Origin of the sequence: Faecalicatena contorta (assembly GCF_022835095.1) — a bacterium.
GTDB lineage: Bacteria > Bacillota > Clostridia > Lachnospirales > Lachnospiraceae > Faecalicatena > Faecalicatena contorta.
On record NZ_BQNQ01000001.1, the window covers coordinates 173,248 to 197,512 of the forward strand.

The window sequence follows — 24,265 nt, forward strand, 5'->3', positions numbered from 1 at the left end:
TTATGAATGTATTATACCAGGAAGTGCCGTGGGGAGCGGGCGTATGGACGAACGAACCGGCGGAAGTGAAAATAGAAGACGGACGGTTGAACGTAACGGCTGTGCACGAAAGCGATTATTGGGAGAAGACACTTTATGGGTTTCAGCACAGGGACGGGCATGCGCTGCTGACAGACCTGAAACGGACGGAAGCTATGGAAGTTACATTTCTCCTGGAGGATTTTCAAGAATTATATGACCAGGCCGGGATGATGTTATGGTATGACGACGTACACTGGATCAAGATGACAATAGAAGTGATTGACAACGAGCCGAATATTTCAATTGTAGTAACGGATGTCTACTCCGACTGCTCGAACTTTCCGGTACCGTCCTGGGATGGAAAACATGTGACATTCCGCGTGTCTCCGTTTGAGGATGCGGTACTGATCCGTGTGCGTACCGGGGACAGCAGATGGATGACCATGCGGCTCGCGCGATTTCCTTATACGGATGGGATGAAAGCGGGGCCGCTGGTATGTGCGCCTATTAGAAAAGACTTCCGGGCGGTATTTACACGCTGGATAAAAACAGAGACTGATAAGGGACAGCATGAAGATCCGCCGATCTTATAAGAAGGGGATGCTGTTCCCTTTCTTTTTTAGTAGGACGAAATAATGTTAACAGAAAAGACTCCGGTATTAGAACATTTAATATCCTCCAATCCTTATGCAAACTCCGATACATAAAATTTATAGGACACATTAGATTACAGGATAAAGGCAAGGCAAACAAACAGCCCAATAAGCTGTGCAGCAGAAAGAATTGGAAGCGCAGTAGAAGGGTGTACCTTAAAATGTTGATATGTATATAAAAAAGTTGTAATAGAAATAAACGGAAAGATTGATATATAATATGACTAAAAGGGGTCTGTCCCCTCTGCAAAAGGGTCAGCCATTTTTGCAGAAGGGACAGACCCCTTTCATGTGGTATAATGGTCTCAGCAAAAGAAAAATTCGGAGGTGATTGCAGCATGTACAGTATCTTGATCGTGGACGATGAAAAAAAGGAGCGTGAGGGCATCAGCAGGCTGCTTAAGCGCTATCATTTTAATTTAAAGATCAGCCAGGCAGTAAATGGTGAGGAGGCGCTCAAAGATTTTGAAAAGCATGAGTATGATATTCTCCTGACGGATATTAAGATGCCGTTTATGGATGGAATACAGCTAATCAAGGAGGTACAAAAGCGGGGATTGAACCCCATTTGCATTATCTACAGTGCTTACGGAGAGTTTGAGTATGCGCAGAATGCCATTTCACTCGGGGTGCTGGAGTACTTGCTGAAGCCGATCCGTCTGGATGCGTTTGAAGACTTGTTCCATAAAGTGATTGACCTGTGCAGGGAGAAGGAGGAAATTGAGAAGGAGAAGGAGCAGACAAGACAGGCCTATGAGGAGGTCGCCGCTTACAGGCTTAGCTGGAATCTTCTGGGCTATCTGGAAGGGGATAGAGCAGCCGGGAAAGGGGAGCTGACAGTTTATAAAAAAGAGACGGTACAGGAGCTGGAAGCAGAATTTGCGTTTGATAAAAATGTCTGCGTACCAGTGCTGATCTCCTGTTATTCCAACCTCTTCTCCATGGAGTGGGAAGCCTATCAAAACGAGATCGAAAAACAGCTCGGAGGGGAACTTCTTGTCATTAATAAAGCAGATAACCAGATTCTTGTTCTTGTAAAAAGAGAAGCACAGACTTTCCGGGCAAAAGAGCTGAAAAAGAAATGTGAACTGCTCATTGAACAATCGAAAAGAAAATATCAGACCGATGTATTTATCATCATCGGAAGCAAGACGGAAAGTTTGATTCAACTGAAGAAAGAGTATGAAGAGATGAAAGACCAGTTGGATTATCAGTTCTTTGTATCGGACAGTATGCTGATTGTGCATGACGAATCCTATTTTGTGAAAAAGGAGCAGGACATGCTGACTCTGTACTTTGAGCGTATCTTTAACTGTGCAAGAATGCAGGATTACGGCGGGATGAAAAAGGAGCTGGAAAAGGTATTTGCATATATTGAGAAACAGAGCGGATTCAGCTCGATATATGTGAAATACACATTTACCGATGCCGTTAAGAAAATCAATGAGTATACAAAATCAGATATTGATCTTATGACGTATCTGGAAAGAATATATGAGGCCCGCTCTTTTGAGGAAGTCAGCCAGACGGTATATGAAGTGTTAGATGACATGGCAAATCAGAAGAAGAACGATGAAAAAGAAAACAGGCTCGTACGGATGGCTAAAAATATCCTATATGAAAAGTACGGCGATTCCAGCCTGAGTGTGTCCTCCATTGCGGAGGAGATGCATGTGTCATCGGCTTACCTCAGCAGTCTTTTTAAAGTTGAAACCGGCGAAAATCTGGTAAAGTTTATTACCAAATACCGCGTTGGAAAATCAAAAGAGCTTTTGAAACAAAGTAATATGAAAATTGGTGATATCGCGGCTGCTGTGGGTTATATCAGCGTTTCCTACTACATATCAATCTTCAGAAACCATGAGGGATGCAGCCCTGTTCAGTATAGGGAGAAGATGAATGAAGACAATTGACTGGAGAGCCCGTTTTAACCAAATGCATTTTTTAAATAAAGTCCGCCTGATTTACAGCCTGATTCTGATTATACCGATCCTGCTGCTTGAGTGCCTGATCTGTATTACTTCCAGCAATTTCATCAAAGAGCAGCAGATGCTGGAGGTGAGGAGCATGATTGAGCGTAATTACCAGGACATCCAGAATCAAATGAAGCAGTGTGAAAAATCACTGCTTTATCTATCCAGCAATACCATGCTAAAAGAGTTTCTTGTGACCGGAGATGATGAATATATGAAACGTCTGACGCTTTCCAAAAATGTAGCGCCGCTGGTCTACAACAGCCTGCTGTCAACCCAGGATTTTTCAAAGATACTTATCTATTCAGGAAAGAATTTCAGCATATCCTACGATCTGTTCAAAAATGATTCGGAAGCGCAGGATAAGGAATGGTACCGGGAAACGGAAAATACAAGCAAGACTCTCTGGTGGTATGAAGAAGAAAAGGAACAATTCTTTATCACCCGCTGTGTCAGAGATTCTGTAACGGAAAAGAAATTAGGAATTATCCGGATTGACCTCAAAGGTGAGATTCTGGCAAAAAGCTTTGAAATATTTTCCGGGGTACCCGTGGAAATCCGTTTGCTGGGAAAAGAAAATGAATTCTACCGTTATACCAATATAGGCGGGGAGGGGGGGCATAAAACCGGATATGAGGCGTCTATGGATATGGGACAGTCCGACTGGCAGATTCAGTATGCCGTAGACCAGTCGTATTTTTCAACTATTTTTCACCCGAGGATCTTAATATCACTCATGATTGTCATGCTTCTGCTTGCATGTGTCTGGATCCTGGTTAACCGCAGTACAAAGTACCTGCTGAAGCATCTGTACCGGATTATTGACGGTGTAAAAAAGGTGAATGACAGCAATTTTGAAATCGAAATAGATGAGTCGTCGGGGGATGAGATCGGAGAATTAGCAAAAAGTATCAACCGAATGTTGAAAAAAATCAGGATGCTGATCGAGGAAGTGTATAAATCTGAGCTGGACAAAAAAAATCTCGAACTCAACCTCCTGCAGTCGAAAATCAATCCGCATTTTTTGTATAACAATCTCTCCGCCATCAACTGGATCGCGATTGAAAAGGGGGAGGACAGGATTTATGAAATTACGACGCAGATGGCAACATTTTACAGGACGGCGCTGAACAGGGGAGTGAATATAGACAGGCTGCGAGTAGAGATTGACAATATTATGTCTTACATAAAACTACAGTTATACGCTCATGAGGATTCTTTTCAGGCGGAATATGAGATTGAGGAGGCCTTGCTGGACACCCGGATCCCTATATTTATTATGCAGCCCCTGGTAGAAAATGCAATTGAGCATGGAATCGACACGCTGCGGGAAGACAAAGGTAAGATTAGGATACATATTTTCTCAGAGGACGTCTGGTTAGTGATTCATATATGGGATAATGGGAAGGAACTGTTTGGGCAAATCGGAGACTCAGAGCTGAATTCTGAAGAATTTGGATATGGCGTCAGTAATGTAGATAAACGGATAAAGCTGCTGTGCGGTGAATCCAGCGGAGTGAAGATCCGGGCAGACAAGACCGGAACCACTTCGGAAATACGTCTAAAAAAGGATACGATCGTATTGGATGCAAAATCTTAAAAAGTTGATAACCAGTTAAAAATTTTATTATTTTTTCAAAAGAATGCCATAGCTATAATGAATATATACCAAAGTAGACAAAAAAAGAAAGGGGATTGCTATGAAAAAGAAAAAAGTACTTAGTATTTTACTTGCAGCGGTTATGGCAACAGCAATGATGGCGGGGTGCGGCGGAAAAGAAGAAGACACATCCACAGGCGAAAAGAAAGAAACAGAAAACAAAACGGTCAGCATAATGGGCTGGTACGACGAGGATGATATGGAAGGTGTAATCAATGCTGTGAATGAACAGCTTGACGGAGCATATACGCTGGAGTATACCTACGTTGCACTTTCAGACTATAACAATGTGCTTGGCACCCAGCTGGCATCGGGTGAAGGCCCGGACATCGTGCTGGATGGAGCCGAATTCCCGGCGAGGGTTAAGGCGGGTAATGTGGAGGAAATTACGGACAAGGATTATGTAAAAGAATTCAGTGAAGCCGGGCTTTCTCTCGCAAGCAAGGATGGAAAAGTATACGGAATACCGTCCTATGGTTGGTTTTCCGGTATGTGGTACAATAAAGATATTTTATCAGAATGCAATGTAGAGGTACCGAAGACATTTGATGAATTTGTGGCAGCATGTGAGAAGATCCAGGCGGCCGGACATCAGGCCATGGGATTCGGGCTCGCAGACGCGGATACGGCGCAGGCCTCCCTGATGGGATATCTTGAAAATTCATTTTATCACAATAATTCCGACAATTCTGACGGTATAGATTTTGATGCAAAATTTGCCGCAGGCGAGGCTACGCTGGACGGAAATATCAATGACTGTGTTAAAAAATGGTATACATTAATTGAGAAAAAAATTATCACACCGGAAATGCTTGGGATTTCGAATCAGGATGCACTGAATACATTTAAAGCGGGGGATGTTGCGTTCTTCAATGGGGGCCCTTGGCAGTATACGGAGATCAAGGAAGCAGGAGTAAACTTTGGCCTGATGCCGCAGCTGAGCGAAAGTGGCGAAAATGTATTCACCGGCGGCGGTCCGGCTGCAAGCCTAGGAATCAATGTAAATGCGGCAAACAAAGAGGGCGCTGAAAAGACATTGGAGGCATTTGCTTCTGTGGAGGTGCAGCAGGCATTTATTGATGCGAACCCGGGATCACCGAGTTACAGAAAAGGTGTGGAGACTGAACTTCCGGATGAGTATGCAGAGATCGCAGAGTGCGTCGAGGCAGGCAATATTGCTGTCAATTGGGACCGCTGGTCTGTCAATATGCCGTCACAGACAATGATTAATGAATCCATTGCACAGATCCAGGGGATGGTATCGGGGGATTTAACACCGGATGACTATGTAAAGGCAATGGACGCTAAGGCGGATTCGATTCGATATGAGTAAGGCTGATAAATGTAGTAAAAAATAAAAGAGCGCAGGCTGTACGGGATCTTGTACAGCCTGTTTTTTCGATTTATAAAAAAGACTTTTCTTGTGAAACCTCTCGTTTTTAATTGCCTGAGCGCAACAGTTGAAAAATAAAATTATAAACAATTACCATAGGTTGAATCTATGAGTACAAGCAGTCTGAAAAAATAGTTTGAGAATGGAAACGGGTAGAAATTAAAGCATTAGTTAAATAGTGGGATTAGGAAATCTTATCGACTTTGAATTCGATTTGAGGTGTTAGCTTGTCCAAAAGAATAGTAGATGAACGAGAACTAATATGTATACGTTCTTTTTTTAATAAAGAGCGAGGTCGTTGATTTGATTCATAATCACGAGCCCCTTGTTTAAAAGTTGAACAACATGAAAAATCACATTTAGCAGAGCCATCTGCATTTGATTGGATTATGAATACAAAACTTTTTATATCTGAGCGAGAGGTAATGAGGTAATCCGCTTTTATTTGTGTATAAAAAGGGTACATATGTGGCATATATGAAAAAAGCATAAATTCAATGTCAAGAGTATCCTTCATCCGGACTAATGCTTCTAGCCTGGGAACTACCATTTCATTGTATTGAGCAGCTTTCTTGATCTGCTCCAGTTTTATTGTACCATCAAGAATTTGGGAAATAATTTTTTTTCGATTATATTTTGGAAGAGAGAGATCTTTGAGATACTGAAATCCTGCGAGATGAGGAAAATCTTCAGATAAAAAGGTGAGGTTAATAGTATAGAGTTTGTTTTTATAACCATAGGTGAAAACATACTTATAATCTGTTAGTTCGTTCCAAACAGAAGCAGCCTGATAAAAAATATCATTTGTTGAAGATGTCAGATATTGTCCCCCCATTCAAAGAAAGATAGAGTGCTCAGATAATAAATGAGACCTTGCATGAGCAAGGCCCCATTAATGCGTTTTCGTTCGATTCCTAAGAATCTATTCGGTTTGTGGTTACCGCATAACCCACGGGCAGGCTCCACAATCAGCTGCATGCCGACACAGTTAATTGCTTCAACACCTACGATAGCTGATCACTGCCGCTATCCTCTAAAAGCATTATAACACAAATAAGCTTTAAGTCAAGATCTCTATGAGCTTTTTTGAACTCGGGGAGCCAGATCATTGTTACTGTTCACACCCTGCGGGCGTGCACAGTAACGGCATCTGCCCATTTAAAGTCGCCTACGGCGAGGGGTGTTATGCGCCAGTGGCGCATGTTTAGCACGGACCGAAGCCGAGCGGAGACCAGATGCTCCGAGACCATCACGTCATCGGCTCCGATGCCGTGCAGCGGGGTGCATGGCTCCGTGAATGTAATATTGAGTTCACTGTTATTATATGTAGATTTGATAAAAAATTTGATGATTAGATAAAAAATTTATTATATAAACAGATATTCCTCCATCTTATAATGAATTTATAAAAGAGATGATCTGAAAGGAAGAGGAAAAAATGAAGAAGGCATACAAAATGAAAAATGGCGCGCCCTATGTGATTATGGTACTTCCGGCGCTTTTGGTTTTTGTCACGTTTTTTATTCTGCCGCTAATATTTACCGCAAAGTACAGTTTTTACAGCTGGACTAATTTTTCGCAGGAGATTACATTTAACGGCTTAGAGAATTATAGGAAGATATTTGACGACCCCATTCTGGCAAAGGGAATCAAAAATACACTTATTTTTGCTTTTGTAACGGTTACCGTACAGAGCCTGATTTCTCTGCCCGTATCGGTTTTTCTGAATTCAAAAATCAAAGGGAGCAATATCTACCGCGCGATTTACTTTGCGCCGGCAGTTTTGAGCACATTGGTTGTTGGTTATCTGTGGAAATATCTGATGTCCTCCAGCGACTACGGTTTTATTAACCAGGTACTTACCGGAATGGGATTTGAGAAGGTGAATTTTCTGGGCAATGCGCAAATTGCGCTGTTCGCTATTATTACGATCTCTGTGTGGCAGTGGTTTGGCTGGTCCATGGTGATTTATCTGGGCAGTTTACAAAGCATAAGTGAAGAGCTGTATGAGGCCGCCTCGGTGGATGGGGCGAACGGACTGCAGAAGTTCTGGCACATTACAATTCCGGGACTGGCGCCGGCCATTAAGATCAATTTTGTAACGAGTACCATATCGGGCCTGAAGATATTTGACCTGATTCTGGCAACTACAAACGGAGGACCGGCACATCAGACGGAGACGATTCTGTCCCTGATGTTCTCCAAGTTTTCGGATGGAAATTATGGGTATGCATCGGCCTTTGGTATGGTATTTTTGTTAGTCAGCATGCTGGTTGCGGCAGTGATGCTAGGAGTATTTAAGAAATGGGAGGATCGGCTGGGATAATGAAAAAGAAAAAGATCTATATAAACGTTTTGAAGCATTTGATTTTAATTGCGCTGGCGGTTGTTGTACTGATTCCGGTTTATTATCTGATTGTGACCACTTTCAAATCAGGGGCCGAGGCTGCTATGAATCCGATGGGGCTTCCATCCTCTATAGATTTTAGCGGTTACATAAAGGCATTTCAGGATATGCAGTATCCACGGGCATTTAAAAATACGCTAATCGTCACCGCATGTTCGGTTGTGGGGATTATATTTACCAGTTCCATGTGCGGATATGTACTGAACAGGAAAGGGAAATATAGAATCACACAGTTTGTTTTCCTGCTGATCTTATCAGGCATGATGTTTCCTTATCAAATGTCAATCATGGGACTTTACAAGCTGATCCGCGGGATGGGGCTTATGAACTCGCTGCTGGCGGTTATTTTAATCGATATTGCAATTAATATTCCATTTGCTACTTTTTTGATGAAAAACTTCATCGCCACCGTCCCAATTGAGCTGGAGGAGGCTGCCAAGATCGACGGCGCAGGAGTGTTCCGGACATTTTCAACGATCACGTTTCCGCTGCTCAAGCCGGTGATTGCTACCGTGGCGATTCTGAATACACTGAATGTATGGAATGATTTTATGGGGCCGCTGTACTTCTTACAGACAAGGGAAAAGGATGTCATCCTGCAGGAGGTTTACCGGAATATCGGTCAGTTTTCCACAGACTGGACCAGCCTGTTCCCGATGATGGTGCTGGGCGTACTGCCTCTTCTGGTCTTTTACCTCTTCATGCAGAGATTTATTATCAGCGGTGTGATGGCCGGATCTGTCAAGGGATAGGAAGGAGTGACGACAGGATGGAGTGGAAAACCAGCTGGGGGTATGAGCCCATTGACTATGGAAAAACGATCGGGTGGATAGAAGAAACGGCCTGCAGGATGTATGTAAAAAATAATCTCTCAGGAAATCGCGTAAGAGTCAGATTTTCAAATCGTTTTGGAAATACGCCGCTTTATTTTCAGGCGGTCAGGATTTCAGACGGGCGGAGAGCGCGGGCGGTTACGTATCAGGGGAGAACAGAGATAACCATCCATGCGGGTGAAGAATTTTATAGTGATGCTGTGAACCTGCCTGTTCTGGCCGGAAATGGGAGACGGCGTGCATCCCAATACAGAAGGTGGGATTTTGATGGCCGAGGAAGTGGTGCATAAGTGTTTTGTGGAAAGGGGAAACGTATGAAAATAAAAACGAAACACAGTGAATGGAATCAGGAATTTGTGACAAAGGAAAATGAAGGAGGCTATCTGACATTTTTAGGACATAAAGACGATAAAGCGGGGATGAACTGGATCGAAGGCAGCAGGCTGTGGGGGGAGGCAATATGCCCGGTTGGCATACAAGCTGAGGTGTCCAGGGAATTTACGGAGGCCGGGAACTTAAAAGAAACTTACCGGTTTCAAAATGTCTCCAAATTTCCCGTTTTTCTGCAAAAGACGGATATCGGGATCTGCGCTACCTTTAATGACAACTACGAGGAGGCAGAGAAGTGCCTTGATTATAAATGCCATACGCACCTGTTCTGCGGAAATCATGCGGCCTATGTTATGGCGCTTCGTATGTCCGGGGAGGGAGCAAACCTGGGATTAAAACTCCTGCAGGGGAATATTGGGTCATACAGTATTGAACGGGATCTAGATCAGAGGAGTGATGACAGGGGGGACTTTATTCTCCACCCTGTAATCGGCTGTATCGAACCGGGTGAGGAGTCGGTGGTTCAATGGGAACTTTTCTGGTTCGACACGAGGGAGATGTTTTACAGTGAACTTCTGGAGGCGCCGCATTTCCCGGTAGCATTTTTAGATCGGAGTACGTATTTTACCGGTGAGACTATGTGTTTTAAAGCCGCGGTAAAGGGAGAGGCTGATCCGGCGGCAGTCAAAATTATGCTGGGAGCCAGGGAAATTCCTTTTACTATAAAGAAAGAGAAGGAGATTCTCTGGATATCGGCGGAATATCCGGCAGAACAAGAAGGGGAATACCGGTTTCGAATAAACATGTATGGCAAAGAAACATTTGCGTTATTGTACTGCGCTGCCAGACTTGAGGATATGGTGGACAGGAGGTGCAAATTCCTGGCTGAAAAACAGCAGTTTCGCGGCAGCAGTACTTCTTTGGACGGGGCATATCTAATCTATGACAGGGAGGAGGACTGCCTCTGCTATGATCATAATACTGATGACCATAACGGGGGGAGGGAACGCCTGGCTATGGGGGCTTTGATGGCCTTATGGCTGCAGCGCAGCCGGGACGGGAATCTGGAAAACAGCCTGAAGGCATATGTAACATATGTCTACAGGGAGCTGTACCGCAGAGGCGAGGGGATTGTATACAACGATATTTCCTATAATCTGGATTGGCACAGGATGTATAACTATCCCTGGATGGCGGTCTTTCAGCTTGAACTGTACCGGCTTTGGAAGAAACAGGAGTATCTGGAGGATGCTTATCAGGTTATGAAGCGGTATTATGAACAGGGGGGGACCGGATTTTATGCAATCGGGATCCCTGTTTATGAGCTCCGAAAAGAGCTGCTGAAAGCAGGTATGTCCGGGGAGGCGGAAGTAATGGCACATTATGCCAAGGTGCATGCGGATCATATTTGCAGTAACGGAGTGTACTATCCCGCATCGGAGGTTTCTTATGAGCAGAGTATCGTTGCCCCGGCGGTGTCATGCCTTCTTCAGGGATACCAGATAACCGGGAAGGAAGCGTATTTAAGAGAAGCAGAAAGGCAATTACGCATATTATCATTGTTTAATGGAAGACAGCCGGATTACCATCTTTTTGAAAATGCGATCCGGCACTGGGACGGGTATTGGTTTGGGAAAAACAGGATGTATGGGGATACATTTCCACATTACTGGAGCGCGCTGACAGGGGTGGAGTATGCCAGATACGGAGCGGTTACCGGGAACCACTGCATGGATGCGCAGGCTTCGGCATCACTGCGGGGATGCCTGAACCTGTTCTTTGCAGACGGCTGTGCATCCTGCGCTATGGTCTATCCGGAAAGGGTGAATGGGAGGAAAGGGCATTACTATGATCCCTGGGCGAATGATCAGGACTGGGCATTGTATTATGCATTGAAGTATCAGGTGATTACGGAAGGGGGACGCTGAAAATATAAAGTATAATTAATCATAATAGCCATTGTTAGTTTTAGGCTGACAATGGCTTTATCTAATGGACTTATTACCATTCATCATATTTTTCCTTCGCTATCTGTGTATACTTGGCAACGAAATCCGACTTCGAGTCCGTATAGCTGTCCCTGTCATGTTCAAACTCCTTCCAGAGCCTCAGCTTTAGCCGCTCATATTCATGAGCAATATCCGGATTTTCAATTAGATAATCCCTGAAATACAATTCGTCATGATCTCCAATATATCTCAAATGCAGATGAAATACCCTTTCAGCAAATCCATTTTCCGTGTAACCTTTATTAAAAGAAATTCTGCGGTTTCCCCGGGACATGCATAGATAACCATTGTCTTCTAAAATGGACTTTATAAACTCCATATCAGAATCATCCGGCACTTCCATCAGAATATCCACAATAGGCTTGGCCCAAATCGTACAAACAGAGGTACTTCCGATATGACTGATCCGCATTCTCTCACGATGCGGCAGAATCCCCATAAGAAGGCTTGTCTCTTCCTCATACCATTCCTTCCATACTGCTTGATGCGGTTCTAAAAAAATGGGAAACAATTCCCACAAATCTTCCAAACTCATCTCCGAAAGCGTACTGCTCATTAATAAACCTCCTAAATAAAATAACAGAACATGGCGTTGCCTTTACAAAAATAAATGCTGATTTATTATAGCATACATGACAATCATCATAAACAACCTAAAGTTAAGTACATCGTAAATATAACAAAAATAAATGGTGTATTTTTGTGCAATCTGTTAGTTTTGAGTAGAATTTTACAAAATTATTGACAATATTAAATGAATAATATATATTAAATGTATCATACATTTGAGACAAATAAACAGGAGGTTAGTTATGGGGAAAGGTAAGGTATCGAACGTAAGCGGAAATGGCACGCTTCTTAAAAATTTAAAGGCAATGGGAATTTTGTGGGCGTTAATTTTAATTTGTATCATTGCAGCTATTATTTCCCCTAATTTTCTGAGACCGGCGAATATCGTCAATGTGGTGCGCTCGGTTTCTTTAAACGGGATTATCGCAATGGGGATGACATTTGTTGTGCTGACCGGAGGCGTTGATCTGTCTGTCGGTTCTACTGTGGGCGTGGTGGCTGTATCTGCCGCAATTATGATGCAGAAAGGGATTCATCCAGTTGTTACTATAGCAGCAAGCCTTCTAATCGGAATTGTTCTGGGACTGATCAATGGGATCGGTGTTACTGTGGGGAAGCTGGCCCCGTTCATTATGACGCTGGGTACTATGACGGCTCTGCGCGGCGTTGCAAGGTATATCGCGAATGGCTCTCCGCAGAACTGGAGGGATTCCGGCATAGACTTTTCCTTTTTGGGACAGGGCAGCATCCTGGGGATACCGGTTCCGGTGTACATATTTTTAGCGGTGTTTGTGGTTGCATTTTACGTATTAAAGTATACAGAATTTGGGCGGAGCGTCTACGCGTTGGGGGACAGCCGTGAAGCGGCAAGGCTGTGTGGAATCAACACGAAGAAGGTAGAAACGCTGTGCTTTGTGATTACTGGTTTTCTTTCCGCCTTGTCTGCTATTATTTTTATCTCCAGGCTTGGCATTGGACAGCCTGAAGCGGGCGAAGGTTATGAACTGGATGCCCTGGCTATGGTTTACATTGGCGGGGCAAGCACCGCAGGAGGAAGCGGAAGTGTAGTGGGCACACTGATTGGTGCGTGTCTGATCTCTGTAATTAACAATATCCTGAACCTGATGGGAATTTCTCCATTTATCCAAAAGGTAATTCAGGGTGTCATTATTATTCTTGCAGTCTTGCTGGAGCGTAGAACCAAGAAGAACAGATAAGCAACAGCAGTGCAAATAAAGGCTAACAGCACATAGGTGCTTTAGTTCATATCAAATTCAAAAATTATAAGAGGAGGAAAGGTGAATGAAAAAGAAGATTTTTAGTGTAATGTTATGTATGGCAATGGCAGTGACCATGGCGGCAGGGTGCAGCAAAGGAGCATCAAATGACACAAAGGATTCGGAAAGTACTGCAAAGACAGAAGATAAGGGCGAGGCTTCCGACAGCGGCGATAAGAAATTTGTGATCGGTGTTTCACAGGGAACAATGAACCATCCATTCCGTGTGGCTATGGTGGATGAAAATGTAAAATATGCGGAGGAAAATTATCCGGAATTTGAATGTATTACAACAGACGGACAGAACGATTCCGCTACGCAGGTTCAGGATGTGGAAGATCTTCTGGCCCGCGGTATCGATCTGCTGCTGATTTCTCCGCTCACCTCGGATGCGCTGACGCCTGTTTGTGAGAAGGCAATGGAGCAGGGGATCCCGGTTGTTACGCTGGACAGAAATGTGGAATGTGACGTTACCTGTTTTATCGGGGCAGAGAACAAGCCTATGGGCGTAGCTTCTGCAGATAAGCTGGCTGAGGCCCTGGACAAGAAGGGAAAAATCGTGGAGATTCAGGGGACGGCAGGTGCGTCTGCGACAATCGACCGTCACGATGGATTTGCAGAACAGCTGGAGAAGGAATATCCCGATATGGAAGTAATTGCAACCCAATACTGTGACTACCTCCGTGAAGATGCAATGACATTTATGGATGATACTCTCCAGAGATTTGGGCCTGGTGAGATCGATGCCATCTACTGCCACAATGATGAGATGGCACTGGGCGCGCTGGAATCGCTGCGTGCGGCAGGCCGCGAAGATGAAGGTATCCTGATTGTAGGAATGGATGGTACGGAGGTTGCATTTTCAGAGATTGAGGAAGGCAATATGTTCTTCACTGTTGTATATCCATACTGTGCACCGGAAGGAATGCAGGCTGCATATGAGATTCTGGAGGGCGACGGGGTGGAAACCCGCTGGGAACTGGATACAACAATTGTGGATAAGGATAATGTAAAAGACTGGATAGGTAAAGGACTGTAAACAGGCACAGGAGGTGGCAGGGATGCTCAAAATGAACCATATTTCTAAAAGCTTTCCGGGAGTGAAGGCGCTGGATGATATATCAATTTCTGTTGAAAAGGGTGAGATCCATGCGCTGGTCGGCGAGAACGGAGCCGGAAAGTCTACCCTGATGAAGATTTTATCGGGGGCTTATTCTCTCGACAGCGGGGAGATCCTGCTGGACGGGGAAAAGATTGAGAATACATCGCCTGCAAAGATGATTGAGAAGGGAATTGCGGTTATTTATCAGGAGCTGATGCTGCTGCCTCACCGTACTGTAGCAGAGAACATTTTTCTGGGCAGGTACCCTAAAACAGGCTTGGGAAAGATAGATTATAAGAAAATGGAGCGGGATGCGAAAGCGGTCCTAGATGAATTGAAGCTGGATCTGGATGCCCGGGCGGTGGTGGAAGATCTGAGTGTTGCCAAGAGGCAGATGGTAGAGATTGCCAAGGCAATGTCCCGCAATGCCAAGATTGTCGTGTTGGATGAGCCGACTGCGGTTTTGGGCGACAGTGAGCTGGAGGGATTGTTTGATATTGTGAAGCGGCTGGCGTCGGAGGGTGTCACATTTATCTACATATCACACCGGCTGAAAGAGATTTTTGAACTCTGCACGAACCTGACGATTATGAAAGACGGGAAAATGGTAGAGAGCGGACCTGTGGAGCAATATACGACGGAGATCCTGGTCAGCAGGATGGTCGGGAGGGATGTGAAGGATATTTATCCCAAAAGAACCCGGAATATCGGCGAGGTAGTGCTTTCGGTTAAAGGACTGACCAGGAAAGGGGTTATAGAAAATATTAATTTTGACCTGCATAAGGGGGAGATTCTGGGGATTGCAGGCCTGGCAGGAGCCGGGCGCTCGGAGATTCTGAGAGCAGTCATCGGGGCGGATCCCATAGATGCGGGTACCGTGGAGCTGGAAGGCCGGCCGGTGACATTTAAAAATGTAAAAGAAGGCATTCTGGCCGGGCTGGGAATTGTTCCGGAGGAGCGGAAGGCGGAAGGGCTGATGCTGCAGCAGAATATGATTTTTAATATGACCGTGCCTGCGCTGAGAAAGTATAAGAACCGCTTCGGCAGGCTGACGCCGGCAAAGGAGGCGGAGGTTACCAGAAAGTATATTGAGACGTTTCACATCCGGCCAGGTTCTCCTCATACGATTACGAATTTTATGAGCGGCGGCAACCAGCAGAAGGTGGTATTGTCCAAATGGATAGCCGCGGACTGCAAGATTCTGCTGGTCGACGAGCCCACCAGAGGTGTGGATGTGGGAGCGAAGGAAGAGATTTATGAGATACTAAACCAGCTGATTGAAAATGGGCTTTCAATTCTTATGGTTTCGTCGGAACTGCCGGAGCTGTTGGGTACATGCGACCGGATTATGGTGATGAACGAAGGACGGCAGACAGGACTGTTTGATATTGATGAATGCTCGGAAGAGACGCTGATGACATTTGCAACAAATTAAGGGCAAGGTGGCAGTATGTTTGATTTATGTGCAATCGGGGATGCCCTGATTGATTTTATCCCGGCGCCTCAGTATACTCCTGAGGCACCTGTTTACCAGTGTGAGGTGGGAGGGACGGTGGCGAATCTGCTGACGGCCGGAAGCAAACTGGGTCTGAACACGATGTTTGTGGGGAAGATTGGCGAGGATTGTATGGGCCATCTGATCCGGGAGAAGATGGCGGGGTATGGGGTCAGCATGGACGGATGTGTTATGGATCCGATGCATTTTACGACTCAGGCATTTGTGACGCTGGATAAAGACGGGGAGAGAAGCTTCAGTTTTTCTCGGCGGTTCGGGGCTGATATCTGGCTCCGGGAAGAGGAACTGCCGATTGAAAAGGCTGTAGAATCTTCCATGGCTGCATTTTCGGGAATGTGTATGACGGATGAGCCTGTGCGTTCTGCAACCTGGCGGTTTTTGCGTGCGGTGTACGACAAGAAGATCCCCATCGTGCTGGATGTAAATTACAGATATAATCTCTGGAAAAGTGAAGAAGACATGATACGCATTATGCGGGAGACGCTGCCCTATGTAACGCTTTATAAATCCTCGGAGGAGGAGGCCTGTCTGCTGGCGGGCGCCGAAAGCTGGGAAGGGGCCGCGGAGATACTCTCGGGATATGGATGCAGAATTGTTATTATAACGCTGGGGGAGAAAGGGTCTTATTACTATATGGATGGCAGGTCCGGTCTGGTTGAATCTTATCCGATAGAGGCCGTGGACACGACAGGAGCAGGGGATTGTTTCTTTGCCGGACTGCTCTATCAGATCAAGAAAAAGGGCGGCATTGACAAGATCGTCTCGGAAGATTTCCCACAGATCCTGAGCTTTGCGAACGCCGCCGGTGCGCTGGCTGCGACAAAGCGGGGCGGTACAAAAGGTTCACCGTCGCTGCAGGAAGTTACAAGCTTTCTGGCTAATCGGAAATAAGCTGGGCGGCAGGTCCTCCCGATCGTATTTGGATTCATTTACAGATTGGGTTTCGGGTTTAAAAACTGTATTCAGATAAGTATGAGTAATATCAAAATGAAATTAACTCTAAATAAGAGTTGATAATAAATCATAAAGAGAAGGCAATAGGAGGAGACAAAATGAAACCTGATAAAAAAGCATGTGACATGACAACCAGAGAGCTGGCCGCATACATTGATTATTCGGTCTTAAAGCCGGAGTTCACAGAGGAAGAGATCATTGAGCTGACGAAGGATGGGGTAAAACTGGGATGTGCAACAATCTGCATCAACCCCGGATATATGAAACTGTGTGAACCATATGTAAAAGGAACAGACACCATGCTCTGCCCGGTAACAGATTTTCCATTCGGAACAAGCTCCACAGAATCCCGTGTACAGCAGATCGAAAATGTAGCAAAATACGATACTGTAAAAGAAGTGGATATCGTAGCAAACTTTGGATGGATAAAAGCAGGATTATACGACAAAGTAACAGAAGACTTGAAAAAGTGCGCAGAGGCGGCGCACAAATACGGAAGAGAAATCAAGGTTATCCTGGAAACAGATGCCTTAAATGAGGAGCAGGTAAGACGGGGATGCCACTGCTGCATAGATGCGGGAGTAGATTTCGTAAAAACCAGCACCGGTTTTCTCACCGGCTTCGAGGCCCATGGAGCTACACCGGAAATTATCAAAGTGATTATGGAAGAAGTGGCCGGAAAGGCAAAAGTCAAAGGAAGCGGATGCATACGGACGAGAGAACACTTTCTTCAGCTGATCGATATGGGAATTGACAGAATGGGCGTGGGGTATAAGTCGGTACCGGTTGTATTGGGGTGAAAAGGCAGCGAAAGAGGAGCGAAGAGGGCAGCAAAGGGGTCAGCAAAGGGGTCAGACCCCTTTGAACACCATATTCAGACAATAACGAAGAGATGCAGGAGTTATCCGGCATCTTTTTGTATTATAAAGGATAAATTATCTATTAATCCAGGGAAAACCTTCATTAATGGGAGAATAATAGAGTATGCAGATCTGCTGGAGAAATAAATATTCAGAATTGCTGGAAAATGGAAGGCAAAGGGGTCTGACCCCTTTACTGTCTTGTCACCTGTAAACTTATGTGCTATAATGATGAGAATTTACCGCAGAAGTTTTCTGCAAAGGAATACATAAGCCCCAAGGGGCAGGAGAGGTGTGAAAAAGATGACAATAGCCGATGAGATTAATAGGTTGAAGAAGGAAAAAAATGCTGTGATTCTGGCTCACTATTATGTGAATCCGGAAGTGCAGGACATTGCGGACTACATAGGTGATTCTTTTTATTTAAGCAAGGTTGCAGTAGAGCTTACGGAGCAGACGATTGTGTTCTGCGGGGTTTCTTTTATGGGAGAAAGCGCCAAGGTGCTGAATCCTGGGAAGACGGTGCTGATGCCGGATGCTTCAGCGGACTGTGCAATGGCGCATATGGCGGATACTGACACGATCAGGAAGATGCGGGAGCAATACGAGGATCTGGCTGTGGTGTGTTATATTAATTCCACTGCGGAACTCAAGGAGCATTCGGATGTCTGTGTGACGTCGGCAAATGCGGTTAAAATAGTGAGGGCCATACCCAATAAAAATATCTTTTTTATCCCGGACAGAAATCTGGCCCATTTTGTGGCTGAGCAGGTTCCGGAAAAGAATTTTGTTTACAACGAGGGATACTGTCCGGTTCATGAAAAAATGAGTGTTGCGGAGATCAGGAAAGCGAAGAAGATGCATCCGGAGGCGGAGGTTCTTTCCCATCCGGAGTGTCCCAAGGCAGTGCTGGAGCTTTCGGACTACATAGGCAGCACCACCGGAATTATTGACTATGCGGGCAAAAGCGGCAGCAGAGAATTTATTATCTGTACAGAAAATGGAGTCCGCCACAAACTGGAGAACGATTATCCGGAAAAAAAGTTTTATTTTACGGAGACAGAACCTGTCTGTGAGGATATGAAAATTATTACACTGGAAAAAATACTGCATGTGCTGAAGACCGGAGAGAATGAGGTACGGGTATCGGATGAACGGAGAGAGAATTCCAGAAAACCACTGGAAAGGATGCTGGAGTTGGCGAAATAGGAAAGGCTGTGGGGCTGTTATGGAAATGAAAACAGAAGTCGTAATTGTTGGTACTGGTGTGGCAGGATTATTCTGTGCGTTGAATCTGCCGCGGGATAAGCAGATCCTGATGCTTACCAAATCGGATGTGGAGAGCAGTGATTCTTTTCTGGCCCAGGGCGGTATCTGCGTTCTCCGGGACGAGGATGATTACGACAGTTATTTTGAAGATACAATGAAGGCAGGGCATTACGAGAACCGCAGGGAGTCGGTGGATATTATGATACGGAGCTCCCGGGAAATCATAGACGACCTGGTTGGATATGGAGTGGAGTTTGAGCGCAGCAAAGACGGTTTCGCCTATACGCGGGAGGGCGCGCATTCCACTCCCAGAATCCTGTACCATGCGGATATTACAGGAAAAGAGATTACGAGTAAGCTTCTTGCCCAGGTTAAAAGGCTTAAGAATGTAACGATTTTGGAATATAAAACTATGACCGATATTATAGAAGAAAACGGAATTTGCACCGGGGTTCTGGCAGAGTCGGAGGCAGACGGTAAGATAGAGATCTACGCGGATTTTACGGTTCTGGCAAGTGGGGGAATCGGGGGAAATTATAAACATTCCACCAATTATCCTCATTTAACCGGGGATGCCATAGAAATCTCGAAAAAACACGGCATCCGTTTGGAACATCTGGACTATGTGCAGATCCATCCCACCACGCTGTATTCACGGAAACCGGGCAGGCGGTTTTTGATTTCCGAATCGGTCAGAGGAGAAGGGGCCGTCCTTTACAATAAAAAAGGGGAGCGTTTTGTTAATGAACTCCTTCCGCGCGATGTTGTGACAAAAGCGATTCATGAACAGATGGAAAAGGATGGAACAGATTATGTGTGGCTTTCTATGAAACATATTGATAAAGAAACCCTCATGAGCCATTTCCCTAACATCTGCCGGCACTGTCTGGAAGAAGGCTATGATGTGACCAGAGAATACATTCCGGTGGTTCCTGCCCAGCACTATTTCATGGGCGGCATCTGGGTGGATTCCGACAGCCAGACATCCATGGACAGCCTGTTTGCCGTGGGAGAAACAAGCTGCAATGGCGTCCACGGCGCCAACCGTCTGGCCAGCAATTCCCTGCTGGAGAGCCTGGTGTTTGCAAAGCGGGCGGCTGCAAAGGTCAAAGAGATGTATGGGACAGAAACTCAAAAGGAAGAAACGGCGTGAACAGCAGGAAAATGGCGCAGGCTTGCCTTAAACCGAATGCTTGCGGGGGACCGGATTAAATAATCAGAAAATAGAAGGGAGAACAGGACGAATGAATGATGTTACAATGACATTACAGGCTGACCACCTGATTTTAGAGGCGCTAAAGGAGGACATTTCCAGTGAGGACGTTACCACCAATGCAGTGATGAAAGAAGCAGTGAAAGGCGAGGTAGAGCTGATCTGTAAAGAAGACGGAATCATCGCCGGACTCCATGTATTTAAACGGGTATTCGAGCTGCTGGACAGTCAGGTTATGGCAGAATTTTACTGCAAAGACGGCGATCAGGTCATGAAAGGCCAGCTCATGGGAAAAGTAACAGGGGATATCCGGGTGCTCTTATCGGGCGAGCGGGTGGCGCTGAATTACCTGCAGAGAATGAGTGGAATCGCGACCTATACGCATTCCGTAGCGGCACTTCTGGAAGGAACGAAGACAAAATTGCTGGATACAAGAAAGACCACGCCTAATATGCGGATTTTTGAAAAATACGCTGTGCGGGTAGGCGGTGGATACAATCACAGATATAACCTGTCAGACGGTGTTTTACTAAAAGATAATCACATCGGCGCAGCAGGCAGCGTGGCAAAGGCCGTACAGATGGCGAAGGACTATGCGCCATTTGTGAGGAAGATTGAGGTTGAGGTTGAGAACCTGGATATGGTAAAAGAAGCTGTTGAAGCCGGCGCAGATATCATTATGCTGGACAATATGACGACAGAAGAGATGCAGGAAGCCATCCGTATCATAGACCACAGGGCCCAAACAGAGTGTTCCGGAAATGTGACAAAGGAGAACATCGGCAGGATTACCGCGCTTGGTGTAGACTATGTTTCCAGCGGAGCGCTGACACATTCCGCACCAATCCTGGATATATCGCTGAAGAATCTTCACGCAGTATAAATATGGACGGACAGAAAGGCAGGTGAAAGCATCCCATGATGACAGGTTCTGAACGCAGAAATGCTATAGTGAGCCATATAAAAAACAGTGCCGTACCGGTATCCGGCAAAGCACTGGCACAGGAATATGAAGTGAGCCGTCAGGTTATCGTGCAGGATATCGCCTTGATCCGCGCATCCGGACACGATATCATTTCCACAAACAGGGGATATATCCTGAATACGCCGAAGTCCGCCGGCCGGGTGTTTAAAGTAAACCATACGGACGACGACCTGGAAAATGAACTGTGTTCCATCGTAGACCTGGGCGGGCGGGTCGTCAATGTTATGATTAATCATCGGGTGTACGGGCATATGGAGGCGGAACTTAACATCAATTCCAGAAGAAAAGTCATGGAGTTTATGGAAGACATCAGAAGCGGAAAATCCAGTCCGCTCAAGAATATCACATCGAACTATCACTATCATAAAGTGGAGGCAGATAATGAAGAGACCCTGGACATGATAGAAGAGATGCTCCGGAGAAAAGGATATCTGATAGAGCCTTAGATAGAATACTTTATAGCATTAAAAAAGCCGGGGCTGTGGGCTCCGGCGGAGAAAGGTATGAAAAAAAATTTATCTGAAAAAGCATTTCTGCTTTGTATGATTATAATTTAAACAAAAAATGTGACAAAATTGTGTTATCAGCATTAATAGTTTGTAAAAGAATCATTTAAACTTTATGAAGGGATCTTTAGAATTTATAAAGTCATACCCTTGACATTCGGAAATGGCTGTGATACGCTTTTTAACAGACCAAACAGAAATGAAAACGCAGTGACGGAGAGAGTAGTCTGCAGGACATTCCACAGAGAATTCCCACAGTTCCTCAACATAGGAACGAACGCTGAGAGGGATGAATGAAGGGCAGATGAAGATGGCTTCTGAGCGGCGCACCGAACAAAGAACAGACGAGAGGCAGTCCGAGGAATTCTTTAGTATGCCGCCGGAGGTTCTGTGCAAGGCTGCGATGGGTTCGCCCTTTACAGCGAAGGAGTGCTGGCTGGCACTTACTGAGGCTCTGTCCGTGAGGTCAGAGTGAATTGGAAGTGGTAACACGGATAGGATCCGTCTTCTTAATATTGATTAAGAGGGCGGTTTTTTATGATATAGGAAATTCCACTGGAATTTCCTATATCATAAAAAACCCTCCGGGAGGATGCACACGCCGCGATAAGGTATATAGCCGCAAGGCGGCATCGCGGCGGCGCCAAAGTGTGCAAGCCCCTCATAGTGAGGGGGGGGAAGCCCATGTGGGCTTGCCCACTTTGTTCTGTTATAAGAATACCGGCCTGACAGCGTTTTGGTACAGGTCAACAGTGAAATCGGGGCGTCCCTTCCACGGACAGGGCGGCGCTCTTAAAGGAGAGAGAATCATGTCAGAAAAACAAAAGTATTACATTACAACAGCGATTGCCTATACATCCGGCAAACCGCATATTGGGAACACCTATGAAATCGTCCTTGCAGACGCGATTGCAAGGTACAAAAGAAGCCAGGGGTATGATGTGTTCTTCCAGACAGGCACAGATGAACACGGCCAGAAAATCGAGTTGAAGGCAGACGAGGCCGGAATCACCCCTAAGGAATTTGTGGACAATGTGGCAGGCGATATCAGAAGAATCTGGGATCTGATGGATACCTCCTATGACAAATTTATCCGCACTACTGACGAAGAACACGAAAAACAGGTGCAGAAGATTTTCAAAAAGCTGTACGACCAGGGTGATATTTATAAAGGGCATTACGAGGGCATGTACTGCACTCCATGCGAGTCCTTCTTCACAGAGTCTCAGCTTGTGGATGGGAAATGCCCTGACTGCGGGCGTGAGGTTCAGCCTGCGCAGGAGGAGGCGTATTTCTTTAAAATGAGCAAATATGCGGACCGTCTGATCGAGCATATTAATACACACCCGGAGTTTATCCAGCCTGTGTCCCGTAAAAACGAAATGATGAACAATTTCCTTCTGCCTGGCCTGCAGGATCTGTGCGTATCCAGAACATCATTTAAATGGGGAATTCCTGTGGAATTTGACCCTAAGCATGTGGTATATGTATGGCTGGATGCGCTTACGAACTATATTACAGGTATTGGGTATGACTGTGACGGAAACCATACAGAACAATTTAAAAAAGACTGGCCGGCAGATCTTCATCTGATCGGTAAGGATATTATCCGTTTCCATACGATATATTGGCCGATATTCCTGATGGCGCTGGATCTTCCGCTGCCGAAGCAGATTTTCGGGCATCCGTGGCTGCTGCAGGGCGACGGTAAGATGAGCAAATCCAAGGGAAATGTGCTGTATGCCGATGAATTGGTTGATTTCTTCGGTGTGGATGCCGTGCGTTATTTTGTACTCCACGAAATGCCTTTCGAGAACGATGGCATTATCTCCTGGGAACTGATGGTAGAACGTCTGAATTCCGACCTCGCAAACACCTTAGGCAACCTGGTGAACAGAACCGTGTCCATGACCAATAAATATTTTGGGGGAACGGTATGCGATAAAGGCGCTGCGGAGGAAGTGGATGCAGACCTGAAAGCGGTCATGGAGGGGACGCCAAAGGCAGTAGAATCTAAGATGGAAGGACTGCGCGTAGCAGATGCCATTACGGAAATCTTTAATTTATTTAAACGCTGCAATAAATACATTGACGAGACTATGCCCTGGGTTCTTGCAAAAGACGAGGCCAAAAAAGACAGGCTGGAAACCGTATTGTGGAACCTGATCCAGGGAATTTCCGCAGGAGCCGTACTTTTGGAATCCTTCATGCCGTCCACCAGTAAGAAGATTCTGGAACAATTGAATGGAGGCCATGTCACAGATAAACCAGAAATTCTGTTCCAGAGGCTTGACCTGGAAGAGGTACTGAAAAAAGTAGAAGAGCTGCATCCGCCTGTGGCAGAGACTGGATCCAAAGATGCAGAAGAAACCGTCATTGACATAGAGGCAAAACCTGAAATCACATTTGAAGATTTTGGGAAAATGCAGTTCCAGGTTGGAGAAATTATTGCCTGTGAAGAAGTGAAGAAATCCAAAAAACTGCTCTGTTCCCAGGTAAAAGTCGGAAGCCAGGTAAAACAGATCGTATCAGGCATCAAGGCATACTACAAACCGGAAGAGATGGTAGGCAAGAAAGTCATGGTGCTTGTCAACCTGAAACCAGCAAAGCTGGCCGGAGTACTGTCAGAGGGAATGCTGCTCTGCGCAGAAGACGCAGATGGCTGTCTCGCACTGATGACACCAGAGAAAGACATGCCGGCCGGTGCCGAAATCTGCTAAAGGGGTCTGACCCT

General features: G+C 45.5%; 21 protein-coding genes. 19 read left to right on the forward strand and 2 right to left on the reverse strand.

Going from position 1 to position 24,265, the window contains the following annotated elements:
• The first annotated feature begins 2 nt into the window (after positions 1 to 2).
• From MWG26_RS00745 to MWG26_RS00760, 4 genes are all read left to right on the forward strand, one after another.
• Positions 3 to 614, forward strand: coding sequence for a DUF1349 domain-containing protein (locus tag MWG26_RS00745; protein ID WP_025654015.1), 612 nt, complete (start codon positions 3 to 5; stop codon positions 612 to 614).
• A 398-nt stretch (positions 615 to 1,012) separates the two neighbouring features.
• Positions 1,013 to 2,587 carry a response regulator transcription factor gene (locus MWG26_RS00750; protein WP_025654016.1) on the forward strand — a complete coding sequence of 525 codons (1,575 nt, stop codon included), beginning with the start codon at positions 1,013 to 1,015 and terminating at the stop codon, positions 2,585 to 2,587.
• Entirely contained in the window at positions 2,574 to 4,247 is a 1,674-nt protein-coding gene (locus MWG26_RS00755; RefSeq protein ID WP_025654017.1) for a sensor histidine kinase, read from the forward strand. Before MWG26_RS00750 ends, MWG26_RS00755 begins: the two co-directional genes overlap by 14 nt.
• A gap of 100 nt (positions 4,248 to 4,347) precedes the next feature.
• On the forward strand, positions 4,348 to 5,640 hold the full coding sequence (locus tag MWG26_RS00760) for an ABC transporter substrate-binding protein (RefSeq protein ID WP_025654018.1): 1,293 nt from the start codon (positions 4,348 to 4,350) through the stop codon (positions 5,638 to 5,640).
• A gap of 244 nt (positions 5,641 to 5,884) precedes the next feature.
• Here MWG26_RS00760 and MWG26_RS00765 read toward each other — a convergent pair whose 3' ends face one another.
• On the reverse strand, positions 5,885 to 6,535 hold the full coding sequence (locus tag MWG26_RS00765) for a PBECR4 domain-containing protein (RefSeq protein WP_025654019.1): 651 nt from the start codon (positions 6,533 to 6,535) through the stop codon (positions 5,885 to 5,887).
• 603 nt (positions 6,536 to 7,138) lie between these two features.
• Between MWG26_RS00765 and MWG26_RS00770 the strand changes: the two genes are divergently transcribed.
• The 4 genes from MWG26_RS00770 to MWG26_RS00785 are packed head-to-tail and all read left to right on the forward strand — an operon-like array spanning position 7,139 to position 11,198.
• Positions 7,139 to 8,026, forward strand: a complete 888-nt coding sequence (locus MWG26_RS00770; RefSeq protein WP_025654020.1) for a carbohydrate ABC transporter permease — start codon at positions 7,139 to 7,141, stop codon at positions 8,024 to 8,026.
• Positions 8,026 to 8,859 (forward strand): carbohydrate ABC transporter permease, encoded by an 834-nt coding sequence (locus MWG26_RS00775; protein WP_025654021.1) that lies wholly within the window; start codon positions 8,026 to 8,028, stop codon positions 8,857 to 8,859. The genes MWG26_RS00770 and MWG26_RS00775 overlap by 1 nt, the downstream gene beginning before the upstream one ends.
• Before the next feature lie 17 nt (positions 8,860 to 8,876).
• Positions 8,877 to 9,230, forward strand: coding sequence for a hypothetical protein (locus MWG26_RS00780; protein WP_117441159.1), 354 nt, complete (start codon positions 8,877 to 8,879; stop codon positions 9,228 to 9,230).
• 24 nt (positions 9,231 to 9,254) lie between these two features.
• The gene (locus tag MWG26_RS00785; RefSeq protein ID WP_025654023.1) at positions 9,255 to 11,198 is read left to right on the forward strand and encodes a hypothetical protein; all 1,944 of its coding nucleotides are present in this window, start codon (positions 9,255 to 9,257) and stop codon (positions 11,196 to 11,198) included.
• 73 nt (positions 11,199 to 11,271) lie between these two features.
• Here MWG26_RS00785 and MWG26_RS00790 read toward each other — a convergent pair whose 3' ends face one another.
• Positions 11,272 to 11,835, reverse strand: coding sequence for a GrpB family protein (locus MWG26_RS00790; RefSeq protein WP_025654024.1), 564 nt, complete (start codon positions 11,833 to 11,835; stop codon positions 11,272 to 11,274).
• A gap of 256 nt (positions 11,836 to 12,091) precedes the next feature.
• Here MWG26_RS00790 and MWG26_RS00795 point away from each other — a divergent pair, with 256 nt between their 5' ends.
• The 11 genes from MWG26_RS00795 (at position 12,092) to metG (ending at position 24,251) form a co-directional block, all read left to right on the forward strand.
• Positions 12,092 to 13,066 carry an ABC transporter permease gene (locus MWG26_RS00795; protein ID WP_025654025.1) on the forward strand — a complete coding sequence of 325 codons (975 nt, stop codon included), beginning with the start codon at positions 12,092 to 12,094 and terminating at the stop codon, positions 13,064 to 13,066.
• An 85-nt stretch (positions 13,067 to 13,151) separates the two neighbouring features.
• Complete coding sequence (locus MWG26_RS00800) at positions 13,152 to 14,165, forward strand: substrate-binding domain-containing protein (protein ID WP_025654026.1); 1,014 nt, start codon at positions 13,152 to 13,154, stop codon at positions 14,163 to 14,165.
• Between the two features lie 22 nt (positions 14,166 to 14,187).
• Positions 14,188 to 15,663, forward strand: coding sequence for a sugar ABC transporter ATP-binding protein (locus tag MWG26_RS00805; RefSeq protein WP_044926068.1), 1,476 nt, complete (start codon positions 14,188 to 14,190; stop codon positions 15,661 to 15,663).
• A 15-nt stretch (positions 15,664 to 15,678) separates the two neighbouring features.
• Positions 15,679 to 16,635, forward strand: coding sequence for a carbohydrate kinase family protein (locus MWG26_RS00810; protein ID WP_025654028.1), 957 nt, complete (start codon positions 15,679 to 15,681; stop codon positions 16,633 to 16,635).
• Positions 16,636 to 16,796: 161 nt separating this feature from the next.
• Complete coding sequence (deoC, locus tag MWG26_RS00815; RefSeq protein WP_025654029.1) at positions 16,797 to 17,498, forward strand: deoxyribose-phosphate aldolase; 702 nt, start codon at positions 16,797 to 16,799, stop codon at positions 17,496 to 17,498.
• Between the two features lie 363 nt (positions 17,499 to 17,861).
• Positions 17,862 to 18,767, forward strand: a complete 906-nt coding sequence (gene nadA / locus MWG26_RS00820) for a quinolinate synthase NadA (protein WP_025654030.1) — start codon at positions 17,862 to 17,864, stop codon at positions 18,765 to 18,767.
• A 19-nt stretch (positions 18,768 to 18,786) separates the two neighbouring features.
• Positions 18,787 to 19,980, forward strand: coding sequence for an L-aspartate oxidase (locus MWG26_RS00825; protein WP_117441157.1), 1,194 nt, complete (start codon positions 18,787 to 18,789; stop codon positions 19,978 to 19,980).
• A gap of 91 nt (positions 19,981 to 20,071) precedes the next feature.
• The gene (gene nadC, locus MWG26_RS00830; protein ID WP_025654032.1) at positions 20,072 to 20,923 is read left to right on the forward strand and encodes a carboxylating nicotinate-nucleotide diphosphorylase; all 852 of its coding nucleotides are present in this window, start codon (positions 20,072 to 20,074) and stop codon (positions 20,921 to 20,923) included.
• Positions 20,924 to 20,961: 38 nt separating this feature from the next.
• Positions 20,962 to 21,471 carry a transcription repressor NadR gene (locus MWG26_RS00835; RefSeq protein WP_025654033.1) on the forward strand — a complete coding sequence of 170 codons (510 nt, stop codon included), beginning with the start codon at positions 20,962 to 20,964 and terminating at the stop codon, positions 21,469 to 21,471.
• Between the two features lie 349 nt (positions 21,472 to 21,820).
• The gene (locus MWG26_RS00840; protein ID WP_025654034.1) at positions 21,821 to 22,006 is read left to right on the forward strand and encodes a hypothetical protein; all 186 of its coding nucleotides are present in this window, start codon (positions 21,821 to 21,823) and stop codon (positions 22,004 to 22,006) included.
• Between the two features lie 334 nt (positions 22,007 to 22,340).
• A complete protein-coding gene (metG, locus tag MWG26_RS00845; RefSeq protein ID WP_025654035.1) occupies positions 22,341 to 24,251 on the forward strand; it encodes a methionine--tRNA ligase in 1,911 nt (636 codons plus the stop codon).
• The last annotated feature ends 14 nt before the right edge of the window (positions 24,252 to 24,265 follow it).

Coding starts and splice junctions, on each gene's coding strand:
- MWG26_RS00745 (WP_025654015.1), top strand. CDS start 3: ATGAATGTATTATACCAGGAAGTGCCGTGGGGAGCGGGCGTATGGACG.
- MWG26_RS00750 (WP_025654016.1), top strand. CDS start 1,013: ATGTACAGTATCTTGATCGTGGACGATGAAAAAAAGGAGCGTGAGGGC.
- MWG26_RS00755 (WP_025654017.1), top strand. CDS start 2,574: ATGAAGACAATTGACTGGAGAGCCCGTTTTAACCAAATGCATTTTTTA.
- MWG26_RS00760 (WP_025654018.1), top strand. CDS start 4,348: ATGAAAAAGAAAAAAGTACTTAGTATTTTACTTGCAGCGGTTATGGCA.
- MWG26_RS00765 (WP_025654019.1), bottom strand. CDS start 6,535: ATGGGGGGACAATATCTGACATCTTCAACAAATGATATTTTTTATCAG.
- MWG26_RS00770 (WP_025654020.1), top strand. CDS start 7,139: ATGAAGAAGGCATACAAAATGAAAAATGGCGCGCCCTATGTGATTATG.
- MWG26_RS00775 (WP_025654021.1), top strand. CDS start 8,026: ATGAAAAAGAAAAAGATCTATATAAACGTTTTGAAGCATTTGATTTTA.
- MWG26_RS00780 (WP_117441159.1), top strand. CDS start 8,877: ATGGAGTGGAAAACCAGCTGGGGGTATGAGCCCATTGACTATGGAAAA.
- MWG26_RS00785 (WP_025654023.1), top strand. CDS start 9,255: ATGAAAATAAAAACGAAACACAGTGAATGGAATCAGGAATTTGTGACA.
- MWG26_RS00790 (WP_025654024.1), bottom strand. CDS start 11,835: ATGAGCAGTACGCTTTCGGAGATGAGTTTGGAAGATTTGTGGGAATTG.
- MWG26_RS00795 (WP_025654025.1), top strand. CDS start 12,092: ATGGGGAAAGGTAAGGTATCGAACGTAAGCGGAAATGGCACGCTTCTT.
- MWG26_RS00800 (WP_025654026.1), top strand. CDS start 13,152: ATGAAAAAGAAGATTTTTAGTGTAATGTTATGTATGGCAATGGCAGTG.
- MWG26_RS00805 (WP_044926068.1), top strand. CDS start 14,188: ATGCTCAAAATGAACCATATTTCTAAAAGCTTTCCGGGAGTGAAGGCG.
- MWG26_RS00810 (WP_025654028.1), top strand. CDS start 15,679: ATGTTTGATTTATGTGCAATCGGGGATGCCCTGATTGATTTTATCCCG.
- deoC (WP_025654029.1), top strand. CDS start 16,797: ATGAAACCTGATAAAAAAGCATGTGACATGACAACCAGAGAGCTGGCC.
- nadA (WP_025654030.1), top strand. CDS start 17,862: ATGACAATAGCCGATGAGATTAATAGGTTGAAGAAGGAAAAAAATGCT.
- MWG26_RS00825 (WP_117441157.1), top strand. CDS start 18,787: ATGGAAATGAAAACAGAAGTCGTAATTGTTGGTACTGGTGTGGCAGGA.
- nadC (WP_025654032.1), top strand. CDS start 20,072: ATGAATGATGTTACAATGACATTACAGGCTGACCACCTGATTTTAGAG.
- MWG26_RS00835 (WP_025654033.1), top strand. CDS start 20,962: ATGACAGGTTCTGAACGCAGAAATGCTATAGTGAGCCATATAAAAAAC.
- MWG26_RS00840 (WP_025654034.1), top strand. CDS start 21,821: ATGAATGAAGGGCAGATGAAGATGGCTTCTGAGCGGCGCACCGAACAA.
- metG (WP_025654035.1), top strand. CDS start 22,341: ATGTCAGAAAAACAAAAGTATTACATTACAACAGCGATTGCCTATACA.